This window comes from Martinezella sp. CNPSo 3890 (genome assembly GCF_057784455.1).
The window spans coordinates 464,115-480,175 of record NZ_JBXSOR010000002.1; the positions used below are offsets into that span (position 1 = coordinate 464,115).

Annotated in this window: 15 protein-coding genes and 2 pseudogenes; 6 read left to right on the forward strand and 11 right to left on the reverse strand. The window is 59.7% G+C overall.

From position 1 onward, the window contains the following. Positions 1 to 165: 165 nt before the first annotated feature. Entirely contained in the window at positions 166 to 744 is a 579-nt protein-coding gene (locus AC13RC_RS08350) for a flavodoxin family protein (RefSeq protein ID WP_269244326.1), read from the reverse strand. A 187-nt stretch (positions 745 to 931) separates the two neighbouring features. Then, a complete protein-coding gene (locus AC13RC_RS08355) occupies positions 932 to 1,294 on the reverse strand; it encodes a DoxX family protein (protein WP_488556899.1) in 363 nt (120 codons plus the stop codon). Positions 1,295 to 1,435: 141 nt separating this feature from the next. Between AC13RC_RS08355 and AC13RC_RS08360 the strand changes: the two genes are divergently transcribed. After that, complete coding sequence (locus AC13RC_RS08360) at positions 1,436 to 2,008, forward strand: TetR/AcrR family transcriptional regulator (protein WP_488556900.1); 573 nt, start codon at positions 1,436 to 1,438, stop codon at positions 2,006 to 2,008. A gap of 141 nt (positions 2,009 to 2,149) precedes the next feature. Here the strand turns inward: AC13RC_RS08360 and AC13RC_RS08365 are convergent. Both AC13RC_RS08365 and AC13RC_RS08370 read right to left on the reverse strand, forming a co-directional pair. Then, a pseudogene (locus AC13RC_RS08365) lies at positions 2,150 to 3,540 on the reverse strand (aldehyde dehydrogenase family protein). Further along, the gene (locus tag AC13RC_RS08370; protein WP_488556901.1) at positions 3,530 to 5,188 is read right to left on the reverse strand and encodes an acetolactate synthase large subunit; all 1,659 of its coding nucleotides are present in this window, start codon (positions 5,186 to 5,188) and stop codon (positions 3,530 to 3,532) included. Before AC13RC_RS08370 ends, AC13RC_RS08365 begins: the two are co-directional and overlap by 11 nt. A 341-nt stretch (positions 5,189 to 5,529) precedes the next feature. On the opposite strand from AC13RC_RS08370, the gene AC13RC_RS08375 reads away from it, so the two are divergent. Then, a complete protein-coding gene (locus AC13RC_RS08375) occupies positions 5,530 to 5,733 on the forward strand; it encodes a cold-shock protein (protein WP_047631453.1) in 204 nt (67 codons plus the stop codon). A 58-nt stretch (positions 5,734 to 5,791) separates the two neighbouring features. On the opposite strand, the gene AC13RC_RS08380 is transcribed toward AC13RC_RS08375, so the two are convergent. Continuing rightward, on the reverse strand, positions 5,792 to 6,058 hold the full coding sequence (locus AC13RC_RS08380) for a WGR domain-containing protein (protein WP_488556902.1): 267 nt from the start codon (positions 6,056 to 6,058) through the stop codon (positions 5,792 to 5,794). Between the two features lie 178 nt (positions 6,059 to 6,236). Continuing rightward, positions 6,237 to 6,947, reverse strand: a complete 711-nt coding sequence (locus AC13RC_RS08385) for an SDR family NAD(P)-dependent oxidoreductase (protein WP_113395091.1) — start codon at positions 6,945 to 6,947, stop codon at positions 6,237 to 6,239. 130 nt (positions 6,948 to 7,077) lie between these two features. Between AC13RC_RS08385 and AC13RC_RS08390 the strand changes: the two genes are divergently transcribed. Beyond that, positions 7,078 to 8,001: a LysR family transcriptional regulator gene (locus AC13RC_RS08390; protein WP_113395200.1), complete on the forward strand. Its 924-nt coding sequence runs from the start codon at positions 7,078 to 7,080 to the stop codon at positions 7,999 to 8,001. Between the two features lie 142 nt (positions 8,002 to 8,143). Beyond that, positions 8,144 to 8,794, forward strand: coding sequence for a glutathione S-transferase family protein (locus AC13RC_RS08395; protein ID WP_113395092.1), 651 nt, complete (start codon positions 8,144 to 8,146; stop codon positions 8,792 to 8,794). 15 nt (positions 8,795 to 8,809) lie between these two features. Here AC13RC_RS08395 and AC13RC_RS08400 read toward each other — a convergent pair whose 3' ends face one another. Further along, on the reverse strand, positions 8,810 to 9,403 hold the full coding sequence (locus AC13RC_RS08400) for a TetR/AcrR family transcriptional regulator (RefSeq protein ID WP_488556903.1): 594 nt from the start codon (positions 9,401 to 9,403) through the stop codon (positions 8,810 to 8,812). A gap of 136 nt (positions 9,404 to 9,539) precedes the next feature. On the opposite strand from AC13RC_RS08400, the gene AC13RC_RS08405 reads away from it, so the two are divergent. Further along, positions 9,540 to 10,775, forward strand: coding sequence for an MFS transporter (locus AC13RC_RS08405; protein ID WP_488556904.1), 1,236 nt, complete (start codon positions 9,540 to 9,542; stop codon positions 10,773 to 10,775). A gap of 32 nt (positions 10,776 to 10,807) precedes the next feature. Here AC13RC_RS08405 and AC13RC_RS08410 read toward each other — a convergent pair whose 3' ends face one another. Beyond that, positions 10,808 to 11,482, reverse strand: coding sequence for a Pr6Pr family membrane protein (locus AC13RC_RS08410; RefSeq protein ID WP_488556905.1), 675 nt, complete (start codon positions 11,480 to 11,482; stop codon positions 10,808 to 10,810). A 303-nt stretch (positions 11,483 to 11,785) separates the two neighbouring features. Beyond that, positions 11,786 to 13,090 carry an Nramp family divalent metal transporter gene (locus AC13RC_RS08415; protein ID WP_488556906.1) on the reverse strand — a complete coding sequence of 435 codons (1,305 nt, stop codon included), beginning with the start codon at positions 13,088 to 13,090 and terminating at the stop codon, positions 11,786 to 11,788. A gap of 211 nt (positions 13,091 to 13,301) precedes the next feature. On the opposite strand from AC13RC_RS08415, the pseudogene AC13RC_RS08420 reads away from it, so the two are divergent. After that, positions 13,302 to 13,531: pseudogene (locus AC13RC_RS08420) on the forward strand (metal ABC transporter solute-binding protein, Zn/Mn family); the annotation flags it as partial. Positions 13,532 to 13,542: 11 nt separating this feature from the next. Here the strand turns inward: AC13RC_RS08420 and AC13RC_RS08425 are convergent. Then, on the reverse strand, positions 13,543 to 13,983 hold the full coding sequence (locus AC13RC_RS08425; RefSeq protein ID WP_488556907.1) for a Fur family transcriptional regulator: 441 nt from the start codon (positions 13,981 to 13,983) through the stop codon (positions 13,543 to 13,545). Between the two features lie 224 nt (positions 13,984 to 14,207). Further along, positions 14,208 to 15,836, reverse strand: a complete 1,629-nt coding sequence (locus tag AC13RC_RS08430; RefSeq protein WP_488556908.1) for a thiamine pyrophosphate-binding protein — start codon at positions 15,834 to 15,836, stop codon at positions 14,208 to 14,210. Positions 15,837 to 16,061: the final 225 nt, after the last annotated feature.

Genomic DNA, 16,061 nt, shown 5'->3' on the forward strand with positions numbered 1-16,061 from the left:
TGAGCGAGAGTGCGATCCAGTAAACCGATTGCGCCCGCGATCTGCTCCTCGACGTCGCGCAGCAAATCGCGGGCTTCTCAGTGCAATTCCCTTCTCTTCCTGGGCCTGGCGCCCATCAGAGTATCCGCTCCAGAGCTGTTCAAGTCTCAAGAGTTGGCGCTCGCATCAGGCTGCCTGAGCCGCTGTTAACCGCTGCGCAACTCGTGCCACCCGCTCTCCGTAGATGCGGGCGGTTTCGAGATCGCCGCTCGACATTTCACTTGGGGCTGCGTCGGCATCGGACTGCGCCATGGGCGCGATGTACGACCCCATCCTGTTCGCATCGTCTCGTTTCGACGCCTTCACATTTGCCGGTTTCATTCCCAGGCTGACCCAAAGACCGCCGTGCTGTCCCGCCAGAAGCACGAAGTATTCGAGGGTGTTGAGCTTGTCGCCGTTCAAACTGGCGCTGTTGGTGAAACCTCCGAAAACCTTGTCCTGCCATTTGTTGGCAAACCAGGCCTTCGAGGACGTATCAGCAAACTTCTTAAACTGCCAGCTCGGGCCGCCCATGTAGGTTGGCGACCCGAAAATGATGGCGTCCGCCGCATCCAACGCGGCCCATCCCTCATCTGAAAGATTGCCATCGGCGTCAATGGCGTAAAGCACGCCTCCTGCTCCTTCCGCGACGGCCTGAGCCATCCGTTGGGTGTGACCGTAACCGGAGTGATAGACGACGACTGTATTGGCTTTGCGATGTGACATGATGGTCTGGCCTCCTTGGGGCCGTTGCTTTACACCGTCCGACAGCGATTTCGCTCCGTACGGCGCTTTCCTTCGGAAGAATTGATGGCGGGAGTTCGGGTGACGTCCAGCGTCTAGCGACAGATGGTTTTATCCAGCCAGCTACGCGGAGGTTCTCGGGATGATGAGCCCATCTGCTGCGAGATGCTCAAACATGACCGCTGACGCCGGCCAGTGCCAGCAACAACAGGAACACAACAGGCGGTGGGAGTTCTCTATAGTTCCGGATACGGACAATGGCCGCAATTGCAGCGAGCATGATGCAAGCGCCCAATGCCACTCCGATGTATCGGATACCGGCTGTTACCAACAACACCGCCGTCAAGAGCTCAAGCGCGGCCGTAACCCAGCACCACCAGGATGGAAATCCAAGCTGTACAAAGCCCGCGCGGATTTTTTGGTGGCCACTCATGTTGACGATGGCGCCAGTGAGAAACGCCCCTGCGGAGAGCCAGACCAGAACGGTATCGAGCACGGTCGCGCCTGTGAAAATTTGGACTGGAAGATTCATCGATATTCTCTTCTCTGCCGATCCGTATCGGCGAAAAATTTTATAGCGACATCATATATTCTAGCGTCGCTAGTTTGTCAATCGACATTCTTTTTGATAGCTTCGCCGGCAGAGAAATCGCGAATGACGACAGGAGCCAACGTGGGCATTAGCGAACGCAAGATGCGGGAAAAGGGCGAACGACGCCGCAGGATCGTTGCTGCCGCAAGGACGATCGCGGAACGCGACGGCTGGGCTTCGGTCACGATTCGGCGTCTTGCCGACGAGATAGAATACAGCCAGCCCGTTCTCTATTCGCATTTCCAAAATCGCGACGAAATCGTCGGCGCGGTCGCGCTTGAGGGCTTTAGTGAGTTGGCGGCAATACTGCGTGCCGCGATCCGGCCATCGTCCACGCCCGGAGAATTGGTGGAAAGTGTCGCGACCGCCTATCTCGATTTCGCCTTCGCCCGGCCTGCAATGTACGAGGCGATGTTTATCCTTCCGACCGGTCTCCGCTTCGCCAAATCCGACACGCCAGCACAGCTCCGTGAGGGTTTTGGAGCCATGGCGACCGTGATCACGCCATTCTTCAAGGATGGGGATACCGCTACCGAGACTTTCTGGGCGGCGCTCCACGGATTGGCGGAACTCGAGCGCCACGGCAGAATAAGACCCGCTTTTCGGTCTCACCGTATCACCCTCATCACGCAGATGATATCGGGTCGGATCTAAGAGATTCTGCCTTTAGGATTGTCGCAGGGCTTCAATGACAGCGCTGAAGGCAGGCGAATTCCGTTTCCGACTGAAATAATTGTCCGGCCGCAAAGATCGCGTGAGGGGGGAGGTCCGAGGATCAGGCTTGCCGAGGCTCACCTAGCTGACGCCGTTGAACACCACCATCTTGTCGTCGGCCATCTCCTCCATCGTCCAGGGAATACCCCCGACACCATATCCCGACTGCCTGCGCCCGGCAAAAGGCATCCAATCGGTTCGAAACGCCGTGTGGTCGTTGACGAGCACCGCGGATGCGTCGAGATGCCTTGCCGCCTTGAGCGCGACGGCTATATCGGTAGAAAAGACGCTCGCCTGGAATGCGTAGGGCAGCGAGTTGGCTGTACGGATCGCCTCGTCGATGTCGCTATAGCCATAGACACAGGTCAGCGGTCCGAACACCTCGAGCCGCGACACCTTGGCGTCCGCCGGCGGATCGAGCAGGACGGAGGGCAGAAGCGTGGTCTCGGACAACCGCCCTCCCCCGAATTGCCTTGCTCCCGCATCGGTCGCTTCCTTGATCCAACTTGCGACACGTTCCGTCTCGCGCGGCAGGATCAGCGGCCCGACCTCCGTCTCCTTCAACGTGGGATCGCCGACACGCAGGCTTGCGACCTTGGCGGCAAGCGCGTCGGTGAAGTTGGCTAGGATATCATCGTGCACGAAGAGGCGCTGCACCGACACGCAGACCTGCCCCGCGTGATAATATCCGCCTTTGACGATCGTCCCGACGATCGCGTCGATGCTGGCGCTGCGATCGACGATGACGGGGGCTGCTCCACCATGTTCCAGCGCACATCTCGTGCCTGGCGGCAGCTTGCTTTTCAGACGCCAGCCGACCTTCGCCGAACCGATGAAGCTTAGGAAGGCGACGCGCTGATCCACAGCAAGGCTCTCGGCAAGCGCATTGTCCTCGGTGATGAAGGTCTGGCACCAGCGCTCGTCCAGTCCCGCCTCCCAGAACAGCTTGACGATCTCGATGCAGGAAATCGGTGTGGTGCCGCCGGCTTGACGATGACGGGGCAGCCAACGGCCACAGCCGGCGCAATCTGGTGGATGATGAGATTGAGGGGGTGGTTGAACGCCGATATCGCCGCCACGACGCCGATCGGCTCCTTGGTGGTGAAAGCCCATCGGTTGGTGCTGGCAGCTGTCAGGCCCATCGGGATTTCCTTGCCGCCAAAATTGCGCAGCTCGTCCGCCGCGTTGACGAGACCATCGATCCCGCGCGTGACCTCGACGATCGCATCCGTCAGCGGCTTGCCACCTTCGCGGGCGATCATGATGGCAAAGCGTTCACGGTTCTCCGAGAGAAGCTCGGACACCCTTCTGAGGATAGCCATCCTGCGATGCGTGGGCAGCCAGGCACTACGATCGGCATAGGCTTTCGCGGCGACATCGAGCTTATGCTCGAGAATAGCGGCATCATCGGCCGGTATTTCGGCAATGAGCGCGCGATCGAATGCCTGATAGACCTTCAGCTTAGGCGTCATCTTGATCCTCCAGAATGGCGGGAAGCCGTTCGCGCAATTCCTTCACCAGCACACGTTCGTTTTCCGAATAATCGACCGGGACGTTGACGAGATGAACACCACCGCCGGAAAAAGCATCTTCAAGCGCCTGCTTGAACTGGCTGATGTCGTCGACCCTCGTTCCCTTGGCGCCATAAGATTGCGCATATCTAACGAAATCCGGGTTGCCGAACGTCATTCCGAAGTCCGGAAACTCGTCCACCGCCTGCTTCCAGCGGATCATGCCATAGGCGTCATCCTCGATGACGAGGATGACAAGGTTCAGTTTCAGCCGGACGGCTGTTTCAATCTCCTGCGAGTTCATCATGAAGCCGCCATCCCCGCAGACTGCCATGACACGCCGCTCGGGATAGAGCATCGAGGCGACCATGGCCGAAGGGAGCCCGGCACCCATTGTCGCAAGGGCGTTGTCGAGCAGCAGCGTGTTCGCCATGCGCGTCCGGTAGTTCCGGGCGAACCAGATCTTGTACATGCCGTTGTCGAGCGCGAGGATGCCGTCATGCGGCATGACTTCCCGGATGTCATGGACCAGCCGCTGCGGCGTGAACCGATCTTCCGTCGCCCGATCCGCGATGCGCTCGAGGATACGTTCCCTAAGATGAAGAAGGGCCTGCGCGTTCGGCAGTTTACCCGCAAGGCGATCCGCCAGCGCCTTCAACGATGGGCCAATGTCGCCTATGACCTCCGACTGAGGAAAGTAGACCTGCTCGACGGTCGCCGGCTGATATCCGACATGGACGACATTCGGACCACCCTTGCCCATGATGAAGGGCGGCTTCTCGATCGTGTCATGGCCGATGGTGATAATGAGATCGGCCTGCTCGATCGCCTCGTGGACATAGTCCCGCTCCGACAGTGCGGCCGTACCCATGTAGAGCTCGGTTCCGCCCGGGACCGTTCCCTTGCCCATCTGGGTCGTGAAGAACGGGATGCCGGTGCGGATGACGAACTGCGCGATATCAGAGGTCGACCGGGGACGCGAAGCGGCCGCCCCGAGCATGAGCAGCGGGCGTTTTGCCGCGGTGATGAGGGTGGCCGCGCGATCAAGAGCCGCGTCACTTGCGATCGGCAGCTCCAGTTGATGCGGAGCGACGAGAGCGACCGGCGCGCATTCCTCGGCGGCGATGTCCTCCGGAAGCTCGAGATGGACCGGTCCCGGCCGCTCCTCCTGTGCGATCCGGAATGCCTCCCTGACCATCGTCGGGATCATCTGCGGCGAGACGATCTGCCGGGCAAGCTTGGTGAGCGGCTTCATCGACGCCACCACGTCTACCACCTGGAACCGGGCCTGCCGGGACGAAAGTATCCCTTTCTGGCCGGTGATCATCACCATTGGCATGGCGCCGAGCAACGCGTATGCCGCGCCCGTCGAAAGGTTCAAGGCGCCTGGCCCCAGCGTCGTCAGGCAGACGCCCGGCTTGCCGGTCAGGCGACCATAGGTCGCGGCCATGAACCCGGCGGCCTGCTCATGCCGGGTCAGCACCAGCTGAATAGACGATTTGCGGATCGACTCGACAACATCGAGATTTTCTTCGCCTGGAATACCGAAGATACGGTCGACACCCTCGTTTTCGAGTGCGGCCACCAGGAGATCGGAGCCTTTGGTCATGGATGGAGCTCGTGCTTGTTGGCAGATCGATTGATTGATGCTTCCAAAACTGGAAGACGGACAGCAAGAATAGATCCTTTTGCAGGCTAGTCCATCATGGTTTGTATCAGATTCCAGTGATCGCCGATGACCGGAGCTGCGCGCGAATGCTCGACGAAAGCAGCCAGAACCGAGTCACGGAAGGAATGGCTATCGCTGATACAAGACTTCAAAGACGATCTGATGCGAAAAAACACGTTTGATCACAGGACCTGACGGACGCCATTAGCAGATGTGCTTGATCTGACAGCAGTTGCCCGCTAGGTTGCCGCCGCGATCAACTGCAAAGACATGGGGATTTCATGCCAACTGGCACGGTTAAGTTTTTCAACACCGACAAGGGCTTTGGCTTCATTACGCCGGAAAGCGGAGGACCTGACGTTTTCGTTCACGTCTCCGCCCTGCAATACGGCAATGTGCTCAGGGAGGGGCAATCCGTCTCTTACGATCTGGGTCAGGACCGGAAGACGGGCAAGTCGAAGGCGGAAAACGTCAGACCGCTCTAATCATTATGGACACGTCACTACCCGAGATCTCGGGTAGTGCACTCGGGCGCCATGGAAATCATGTGAGCGCCCTGCTTCGCACGGGGCATGGGCGGTAGCCCTTTGCCCGTTTCTGCCGGATCAGCGCGAGGAACAGTCTGACGGCATCCCTTTCATCTTCGAAATGATGCGCCATCGTCTGTCCGCTGAAGCCTATGCGGCCCCATCGTCGCGTAAGACACGTATCGCCGAACAGGGTCGTCGATATCTCCAGTGCATAATAGCGGGCCATGTTCTTCGCGGCATTGGTGCGCTCGATATAGAGATGATAGGGCTGAGTAAGCATGCCGGAAGAATCGTCGATCGCGCGGCTGCGGTCCAACGAGTGTTTTGAATCGGTCGGCCAGCTTCGATTCATTTCCGTGATGTATTCGGCGATCCGCCGAACAATCGTCAGCCCAATCGCCGGGCGCCGGCTCCGGTCTCGCGATGCCTCAAGGCTCATGTGCTATGTTGACGACGGATCACCAGGGAACCGTTCGGCCGAGATAGTCCAGATATTCCAGGCCCCGCTTTCCTTGCTGGCCGAGAAGTACATTCACCAGGTTTGGAATGCTTTCCTCGATCGTCAGCCGCCCGTCGGGGCCGCCCAGATCGGTCTTGACCCACCCGGGAGCCATAAGCACCAATGCACGCGCATCATCCGCATGCCGGGCGGCATAGCTGCGCATCAACGTGTTCAAGGCCGCCTTGCTGCCGCGATAGACCTCCCGCATGCCCGTGGTATTGTTGCTGACGCTCCCCTGGCCCGAGGACATGACGCCGATCAGCCCCGTCGGCGAAACGAGGTCCTGCAATCCTTCCACGGTCCGCATCGGGCTTAGCGCATTCGTCACCATGACGCGCACGAACTCCTCCGTCGTCACCTCCGCGATCGTCTCGGTCGGGACATTCGTCGTTCCCGCGTTGACGAACAGCATGTCGAAGACGCGACCGCCGAGGCGCTCTCGCAGCGAGGCGAGCTGTTCCGGCTCGTTGATGTCGAGCGTTTCGATAGTGACGCGGCCATCGGAACGGTCCGCCAGATCGTGCAGTTTCGTCCTCGCCGTCGATGCCCGCACCGTGCCGACGACGGACCAGCCCTTCTTGAAGAATTCTTCGGCCATGGCATGGCCGAGACCGCGTGATGCACCGATGATCAGGATGCTGCCAGCGGACGATGATGATGACGGCATGGGCACGCCTCCTTTGTTTGCTGCGAGCCCAATATGAAAGCCCGATCCGGATTTCTCCAGACGCACAGGATGCAAAGAATAGTTGCGTCGGACGCTAGGCATGGCGATCGATCTGGTCTACCCAAATGCCATGGAAGACATAGATCTCAATCTTCTCATCGCCCTTGACGTCCTGCTTGCCGAGGGGAGTGTGACGGAAGCGGCAAAGCGTCTTGGCTTGAGCCCTTCCGCCATGAGCCGCACGCTGTCGCGGCTGCGTGCCGTGACGGGGGATCCGTTGCTTGTCAGGGCAGGCAGATCCCTCGTGCCGACACGCTTTGCCGAGACCCTTCGGGATCGCGTTCATGCCGTCACACTGGATGCGCGCGCCATTCTTCGGCCTGCGGCCGGCGAACTCGACGTTACCACATTGGAGACCACATTTTCGATCCGCGTGAGCGAAGCCTTTCTTGAGCTTTTGTCTGCGCCCCTTGTCGCGGCCATCACGGAGGCGGCACCGCGCGTTCGCATCCGCTTCGTGCTCAAGCGCGACAAGGAGCCACATATGTTGCGGGAAGGATTGATCGATCTGGAAATCGGCGTCTTAGGCGTGCCTGCGCCCGAGCTGCGCACGCGGCTTCTGCTTCGCGATCGGCTGGTTGGAGTGGCGCGGGAAGGTCATCCTCTGCTGACGGGCGGGCCAGTAACGGCAAAGCGCTATGCGGCCTGCCGTCACCTCGCCGCGTCCAGAAAGGGAGAATTTGCCGAAACGGTCGATGAGGCCTTGGAAAGGAAAGGTCTGAAACGGGAAATCCGCGTCGTGGTGCCTGGTTTTCCGGATGCGATGAGAATTGCAGCTTCGACGGATTTCATCGCGGCTGTCCCCCTCTCCTGCCTCGGCAAGAGCAAGCTGAACGAGCCGGTGGGCGAGTTTGGTATTCGAAGCTTTGAATTGCCGTTTGAAACGCCGGAAATACTCGTAGCCGCCATATGGCATCCGCGCGTCGACGCCGACCCCGCTCATAAATGGCTGCGCAATCTCATCACGCGCGTCTGCCGCGCGGCCTACCCATAAACTGATCAGCAGGCAGTCGAACTGCGAAATGAGATGCACTGGCACGCATCGTTCCCGGCTCTGAAAACCATCTCGAAAATGGAGTGTCGGATTCTCGCTCAGCCGATCGTCTTTAAGCCAGACAAAGCCACGGAGAGCAGCAATGACGATAACGATCACCGCCTTTGAAAAATCGCCGGATCGCGGCAGAGGCCTGGCGCGCGACATGCGCGTTCGCTGGGCGCTCGAAGAAGTCGGCCAGCCTTATGAGGTGCGCCTCCTCTCCTTCAAGGCGATGAAGGAGCCTGCGCATCTCGCTCTTCATCCCTTCGGGCAGATCCCGACCTATGAAGAGGACGGCCTTGCCTTGTTCGAATCGGGGTCGATCGTGTTCCATATCGCGGAGCGTCATGCCGGGCTGCTGCCGGACGACGCCAAGGCGCGGGCACGGGCGATCACATGGATGTTTGCTGCGCTCTCCACGGTGGAGCCGCCGATCATCGATCGCGCAATCGCAAGAATCCAGGAGCGCGATCAGATTTGGTACCAGCAGCGCCTGTCCATGATCGATGAGCGCATCCACCAGCGGCTGAACGAACTTTCCGATCGCCTCGGCAGCGCCGACTGGCTCGAGGATGCATTCAGTGCCGGCGATCTTTTGATGATATCGGTCCTGCTCAGGCTGAAGGACTCGGGGCTGTTGCAGGAATATCCGAACCTCTGCGCCTATGTCGCCCGCGGCGAGGCCCGGCCGGCATACAAGCGGGCCTTCGAGGCTCAACTGGCGGTCTTCACCGCCGCATCGGCCGACTAAGCGAACTCAGACCGATCAACCGTTGTCGACCCGCAAGCCCTCAAGGAAAGTCCGGAATGCGCCCACCGCCCGTTTTGAGGTCGTCTCGGGATCGTCCGAATTGGCGATCCACTGCGCGGCACAGCTGCTTGCAGCATTGATGAGGCGAGCACCGGCTTCCGCGTCGATATCAACGATGATACCCTCCTCGCGAAGGCAACGAAGGCTTTCTCTGATCGTGGCGATACAACCGTTGGCGCTCGGCCATCCGGAAGGCTCGCCGAGTACGGCCGGGCCGTCACGAAACATGATGCGCTGGATTTCCGGCTCCAGCGCCATTTCGACATAACCGACATTCTCGTCGACGAATGCCTGCCAGCGCGACGGCGCTTTCGACGAGATCTGACAGAGCCTTGCGGTCATTTCCGCGTCGATCTGATTGACGACGGCCTGCAGCAGCCCCTTCTTGTCACCGAAATGATGATAGAGTGCGCCCCGCGTCAGTCCGGCGGCGGCTGTAAAGTCATCCATCGATGCCTCGGCATAGCCGACGCTGCCGAATGCCTTACGGCCGGCGGCGAGCAGCTTGGCTCGCGTCTCCGCAATCATTTCGCTGCGAGGTTTGCGCATTGCGTCTCCGTCGGTCACCAGCATTAATTTGCATACGCTGCGTATATTAGTTGACATACGCGGCGTATGCAATTACTTCATTCACATACGCCGCGTATGTCTGCGGCCATTTCGGTTCAATACAGGGAATGTTCCGATGTCCAATCCGTACAGAGAGATTTTCCGCGCACCGGGCGCCAAGAGCTTTTCGGCCGCAGCCTTCTTTGCTCGCCTTCCCCTTGCCATGGCTCCCATCGGCATCGTCGCCATGCTGTCGCAGACGCGGGGTGAATATTGGCTGGCCGGCGCCGTTTCTGCGACCTTCGCCCTGACCAATGCGTTTGTCTCGCCGCAAATATCGCGCCTCGTCGACCGGCTCGGTCAGCGTGCGGTCGTTACGCCCGCCACCATACTCTCGGTCATTGCCTTCATCCTTCTCGTCATCGCCGCAAACCAGGTCTGGCCGGCCTGGACGCTGTTTGCCTCGGCCTTCTTCGCGGCAGTCATGCCGAGCATACCGGCTATGGTACGCGCCCGCTGGACGGAGATCTTCCGGGACCGGCCCGAATTGAATACGGCTTTCGCCTTCGAATCCGCTGCCGACGAGCTTGTCTACATCATGGGCGCATCCCTTTCCGTCGGGCTCGCGGTCTCGCTGTTCCCGGAAGCCGGGATGGTCGCCAGCACCATCTTCCTCGCGCTTGGATCGGCAGCCTTCCTGGCGCAGCGATCGACGGAGCCGAAGGTGCGCGCGGCTGGTTCCGTAGGCTCGCAACGCTCGGCGATCCGGCTGCGGCCGGTCCAGATCATCACGCTCGCCCTGATCTTTGTCGGCGCCACCTTCGCCACGGCGGAAGTGAGTGCCGTTGCCATCACCAAGCAACTCGGAGAGCCGGGTGCCGCCAGCATCGTCATCGGCGTCTATGCGCTCGGCTCCTTCATCGTCGGTCTCATCATCGGAGCGCTGAACCTCAAGATGCCATTGCAGCGCCAGTTGCTGGTGGCCGTCAGCGTTCTCGCCCTTACCTCCCTGCCACTTCTGGCTGCCAGCACCTCGGTCGCTCTGCTTGCCTTTGCTGTTTTCCTCAGCGGCGTTGCCATTTCCCCCACCTTCATCACCGCCTTCGGACTGATCGAACGCCGCGTGCCCGAAGCCATGCTGACCGAAGGTGTGACCTGGGTGATGACCGGCATCGGTATCGGCATGGCACTCGGTGCCTTCGTCTCCGGCTGGGTGGTGGACAGCTTCGGGCCTGCAAACGGCTTCTGGGTTTCGGTCGCGGCGAGCATCACAACCGTCGCGGTGGTAGCGCTCGGACAAGCAAGCCTTTCCGGCACGCGTGCTTCCAGCCCGGCGGCCGTTACGCAACTGCCGGAATGGGCGGACCACTAAGCTCAAACAAGAGCCGCGCGGCGGCGAATTGGTCAGTGACGAATTTGCCTTCGTGACAACATTGCCTTTGCGCGCCGAAAGGTCCGTTGCCTGGCACCAACCCAGTCGAGAAAAGTCAGCACTCCCCCCAAAACCAGCAGGGCCGATGCCAGGAACCCCATGTTCAGAAGGACCGCTTCAAGGCCGATATCGCGGACATCCAGGAACGGGTATGGATAGAAGTGGGAGACATATCCATGCGCAAGCGTATAAGCGGAGTATGCTGCGGGAAAAGCCAACCACCAGAGCACATCGCGCCAGGAAAGCCTGCCGCGCTCACTCAGAAAAATCCAATCTGCGGCGTACAGCAGCGGAACGCAATAATGGAGTATCTGGTCTCCGAACAATTGCCACCCGCGAGGGTGCCAAACGTCCCTTAGCATCAAAGCGTAAACGATGCCGGCGATCCCCACGTAAAGAAGAAGGGCGCTTCGTACCGACGGCTTGTTCGCCCATTTGCCGATCGACGAGAGCGGCGCAGTTTGCGCGCAAAGTAGTGTCACAGCGAGCAGAAGATTGGATTGCATGGTGAAATAGCTGAAGAAATTCACCGTCATCGTCAGCCGTGAAACATGCACGCCCGGTGTGATGGCGATATATGAGACCGCGATACCCGATAAAGCGAGCATGGCAAGCAGATAGCGATAGACGCGGATCAAGCCCGCCATGAAGTCCTCCCCGCTGAATTGACGCCGGAGTGGGGCCAGGAAGAATTCAGCATCGCATCGTTCGACTTCATCGAAACCCTATATCTCATTGATGACAGACCAGCCTCGAAATCCCCCACCAACCCCACCGAATTCCGCGGCTAGATCGACTGTATTGGAGACATTTGCCGCCTCGCAGAAGAATATTCGATTGCGGCAAATCAAAAGCAAGCGTCGAACGGCCAACCATCGGCCTGCCGCCCTTCCCTCCGAACGCGCGATATTTTTCGGGCCGGCTTTCTCCATGGACCGGACGCGGCGGTCTCAGCCGAGCCCGGGGATCGGAATACCGAAGGTCTGGAGAAGCAGGACCACGTTCAGGCATAGGATGACGATCGTTCCGACGATCGCAGCGAAATCGGTCATCCGGCCGTTTGCGAAATCCCCCATGATGGCGCGATTACGCGTGAACATGACGAGCGCGATCATCGGAACCGGCAGCGCGAAGGACAAGACGACCTGGCTATAGAGCAGAGCATCGGTCGTGTTGACGCCGAAGAGGACGACCGCGAAGGCCGGCAGCATCGTCACGAGACGGCGCACCCAGATCGGAATATGGAAGCCGACGAAGCCCTGCATGATCATCTGACCGGCCATGGTGCCGACAGCCGACGACGAAATGCCTGAAGCCATCAGCGACACCAGGAAGACGGCGGCCGCCGCGCCACCCAGAAGTGGCGTCAGCATGTGATAGGCGGTCTCGATCTCGGCGACTTCGGGATGGCCGGCATGGAAGGCGGCCGACGCCATGACCACCATGGCGATATTGACGGCACCGGCCACCGCCAGCGCGATGATGCATTCCCAATTCGAAAAACGGACCAGCTTGCGCCGCTCGAAATCATTGCGGGCCGGCGCGCGATGCTGCGTGAGGCCGGAATGCAGATAGACGGCATGCGGCATGACCGTTGCGCCGATAATGCCGACAGAGATGGTCAACGCAGTCATGTCAGGCATGGATGGGGTCACGAGCCCCAAGCCGACCTGCCCCCAGGCCACCGGCGCGATGAACATTTCGATGACGTAGCAAAGGCCGATGACAGCCACCAACGCGCCGATGATGAGTTCCATCGGCCGGAAGCCGCGGCCCTCGAACAACAGGACGCCATAGGTGACGATGGCGGTCACCGCCATCCCGGCCAAAAGCGGCATCTGGAAGAGCAGCGACAGCCCGATGGCGCCCCCGAGGAACTCGGCAAGATCGGTCGCCATGGCGGCAACCTCGCTGACAATCCACATCGCGATGCGAACCGGCGTCGAAAACCGATCGTGACATATCTCGGCGAGATTGCGGCCGGTGACGATGCCGAGCTTGGCCGACAGCGCCTGGAACAGCATGGCGATCAGATTCGCCATCAGCACCACCCATAGTAGCGAATAACCATAGCTGGAGCCTGCCTGGATATTCGTCGCGAAGTTGCCGGGATCCATGTAGGCGATGGAGGCGATCATGGCGGGGCCGGCAAAGAGCAGCATCGCGCGGACGCCTCGCCGCCGTCCAGCCAGCACCTCTCGGATCTGCTCATCCGTCCGTTCCGACAATGTCGGTTGCCTCACTATTTCAGTCATCGCATTTCTCCAGCCTTGGGGAGTCGGCACAGATTTGTAATTGCAACTCATTCTTAATTGCAAGATATGGGAAATCGAGCGAGCGTCAACCATTTTTGCAAATCAGTATCAATTGCAAAGAGAACGGGATCGCCTGCTAGATGCATTTAGCTCTTAATATGAAGCTGGAGATTATATGTTCGACGACGTCGGACGATTTGCCCTGGCGGAAATGGCGGGCGCATTTGCCGCCGCCCTGGCGGCGGTCCCCAGCATTGTTGAAGAAAATTCAAAGCGGTTACGACCTTCACGATCATCGCCGACATGGCAAGGAACGTTGCGAGTGATGACGCGACCGTTGAATCCATCGCCAAGCCGGGCGCGCAGATCCACGAATACCAGCCGACGCCGGGAGATATTCAGCGGGCACCAGGGGCAAAGCTCATTTTCTCGAACGACCTGTGGCCGCCGGATTATCCGATGTTTTTGCGGCCGCGCGCTCTTTTCAAGGGTCTGACATAGATCTCGAGCTTGTGCCCGACGATCTCGAAACCATGCTTGCGCGCAATCTCTTCCTGAAGGCGCTCGATTTCATCGGACCGGAATTCGGTGATCGTGCCGGTCTCCATATTGATCAGATGGTCGTGATGCTCCTGATCTGCACTTTCGAAACGCGCAGGGCCATTTCCGAAGGAATGACGCTCGAGAATGCCATTTTCCTCAAGGATGCTCAGCGTCCGATAAACGGTGGCGATCGCGATGCCGGGATCGATCGCCGTGACGCGGCGATGAATTTCCAGCGCGTCCGGATGATCCGACGCCTCGGACAGAACCTTGGCTATTGCCTGCCTCGGTGCCGTCAGGCGCAGTCCCTTCTCCTTGCAGAGCCGGGCAACATCTTTCTTTTCATTCATGGATCAGAACCCAAATACATCGGCGCATCGCAATTATCGTGATTCCACGCCAAGCCCCAGCGCAACCTCTTCTGCTTTACAGTCATCGACACCGCATCGCAACGATCCGGCGGAGACGCCTCGGTAAGCGCATCAGCGCACAGACGGCAGCCCACCACGGAATCACCGGCTGATCCTCACCTTGCCCCTTGAAGGCGATTTACTCGCGACTACGGAAAAGATCGTCAGATGCGCATTCGTGGCACATCGTTGGGATCGAGGCGCAGCTCGATCAGCACCGGGCGGCTACGATTCCTGATGGCGTCCAGAGCCCCTTCAAGCTCATGAGCCGAGCTGACCGCAACCCCGTGTCCGCCGAGCGCAGTCGCGACCTCGGCAAAGGAAGGCCAGTTGAACTGGGTTAGCCCCGGATCCATCCTGCGATCACGAAACTGGATATGTTCGGCCCCATAGGCGGAATCATTGCAGACGATGACGATCAAGTCCTGCCCGAGGCGCACGGCGGTATTGAACTCGTTGACGCCGCTCATCATGAAACCGCCATCTCCGGTGAAAAGCACTACTGGTCGATCCGGCGCGGCGACGCTTGCGCCAATCGCTTCCTGCAATCCAAGACCGATCGAGCCAAAATTTGCCGTCACGACAAAACTCCGCGGGTCGCTGACGGAAATCCGGCACCAGACCTCGGTCATGAAACGCCCACCGTCGGTCACAAGCACTCGGTTCTTCGGCAAGGCCTTTTCCAGCTCTTCGAGCGCCCAGATGTAGTTCACATATCCCGCGCTCGTCTTGCCGCGCTGATCGCGTGGATGGGTGGTCAGCGATGGAACATCCAGTTCTTGCGTGAAGCCGCTCGGCGGAATTTCAGCCGCATCCAGCCAATGGACGAAATTGTCTGCCGTCAGGCCTGAATCGGCCACCAAGGCCGCATCCGGATGAATGTTCTTGCCGATCGCGCGCGCATCCATGTCAATCTGGACGACGCGCTTACCCTTCAGGAGCTTGCCCCTGTCAGTGGTGAAATCATGCAATCCCGCTCCGAAGCAGATCAGGCAATCCGTCCTGGCGATCAGGTCATAGGCGGCAGGGGTGCTGAGCGTGCCGAAAATGTCCATATTATAGGGATGGCCACCGAAGAGCCCCTTTGCTTTCAAGGTCGTCGCAAGCGGTGCCTCCAGCCGGTCCGCCAGGCGGATAAGCTGATCGCGCGCAGCGCAAGCCCCGCCGCCCGCGAGGATGAGCGGACGCTTTGCAGAGGCAATTATGCCAATGGCCCTGTCCAACCCATCTCCTTCAGGCACATATCCGGGAGCATCGAAGACTTCAAACACGGCCCGCATATGGGCCTGCTCGCACCACATGAAATCGGCCGGCATGTTCAAGACGATCGGGCGCCGCTCGACTCTCGCTCGATAGAAAGCGCGGGCAACGTCCCACGTTGCCGTTTCTGGCGAGCGCATCTGCTCGAAGCCGGCGCCGGTGGCCTTGACCACCTCGCGCTGGTCGATGCTCTGCAGATGGTGCGGGTTGACGACCGGCGTGTCACCCGCCAGCAGCACCATGGGGATGGAACCGCGGGCACCTTCGGTGAGCGCGGTGACGCAATTGGTCAAAGCCGGACCGTGAGTCACGCTGGCCACACCAACCTTTCCGGAGACATGGGCATAGGCGAGCGCCATAAGGACCGAGCTTCCCTCATGGGCCGCCGGCACGAAGCGGCCGCCGCATCCGCGTACATAGTGGTCGATCATGAAGAGGTTGGCATCCCCCATGAGGCCGAACATCGTGCCGGCATCGTGATCGCAAACCGCACGTGCAATCGACTGGTACACATAGATCGCATTCTCGGCCATCTTGAGTATTTTCCCTCCCGCAGCGCCTCAAATCACTGATGCTCAGAATATCAGCAAGAGCGTGCAAAAGGCGCGCAAGTTCCAGATAGAAACCCCATCTTTTCGCAAGGTAATTTCACAAATCGGAAAGGAATGCACGATACGTGCACGAACTCATCCAGGGTTCAGCGTGCCATCAAAATCCGCCATCCCCCCGGAAGATGGAGGCGGTTCCAGGACGCGAGG

Bases quoted from the DNA above. Each gene is read 5' to 3' on its own strand.
- AC13RC_RS08350 (WP_269244326.1), bottom strand. From the start codon at position 744: ATGTCACATCGCAAAGCCAATACAGTCGTCGTCTATCACTCCGGTTAC.
- AC13RC_RS08355 (WP_488556899.1), bottom strand. From the start codon at position 1,294: ATGAATCTTCCAGTCCAAATTTTCACAGGCGCGACCGTGCTCGATACC.
- AC13RC_RS08370 (WP_488556901.1), bottom strand. From the start codon at position 5,188: ATGACCAAAGGCTCCGATCTCCTGGTGGCCGCACTCGAAAACGAGGGT.
- AC13RC_RS08375 (WP_047631453.1), top strand. From the start codon at position 5,530: ATGCCAACTGGCACGGTTAAGTTTTTCAACACCGACAAGGGCTTTGGC.
- AC13RC_RS08380 (WP_488556902.1), bottom strand. From the start codon at position 6,058: ATGCTTACTCAGCCCTATCATCTCTATATCGAGCGCACCAATGCCGCG.
- AC13RC_RS08385 (WP_113395091.1), bottom strand. From the start codon at position 6,947: ATGCCGTCATCATCATCGTCCGCTGGCAGCATCCTGATCATCGGTGCA.
- AC13RC_RS08390 (WP_113395200.1), top strand. From the start codon at position 7,078: ATGGAAGACATAGATCTCAATCTTCTCATCGCCCTTGACGTCCTGCTT.
- AC13RC_RS08395 (WP_113395092.1), top strand. From the start codon at position 8,144: ATGACGATAACGATCACCGCCTTTGAAAAATCGCCGGATCGCGGCAGA.
- AC13RC_RS08400 (WP_488556903.1), bottom strand. From the start codon at position 9,403: ATGCGCAAACCTCGCAGCGAAATGATTGCGGAGACGCGAGCCAAGCTG.
- AC13RC_RS08405 (WP_488556904.1), top strand. From the start codon at position 9,540: ATGTCCAATCCGTACAGAGAGATTTTCCGCGCACCGGGCGCCAAGAGC.
- AC13RC_RS08410 (WP_488556905.1), bottom strand. From the start codon at position 11,482: ATGGCGGGCTTGATCCGCGTCTATCGCTATCTGCTTGCCATGCTCGCT.
- AC13RC_RS08415 (WP_488556906.1), bottom strand. From the start codon at position 13,090: ATGACTGAAATAGTGAGGCAACCGACATTGTCGGAACGGACGGATGAG.
- AC13RC_RS08425 (WP_488556907.1), bottom strand. From the start codon at position 13,983: ATGAATGAAAAGAAAGATGTTGCCCGGCTCTGCAAGGAGAAGGGACTG.
- AC13RC_RS08430 (WP_488556908.1), bottom strand. From the start codon at position 15,836: ATGGCCGAGAATGCGATCTATGTGTACCAGTCGATTGCACGTGCGGTT.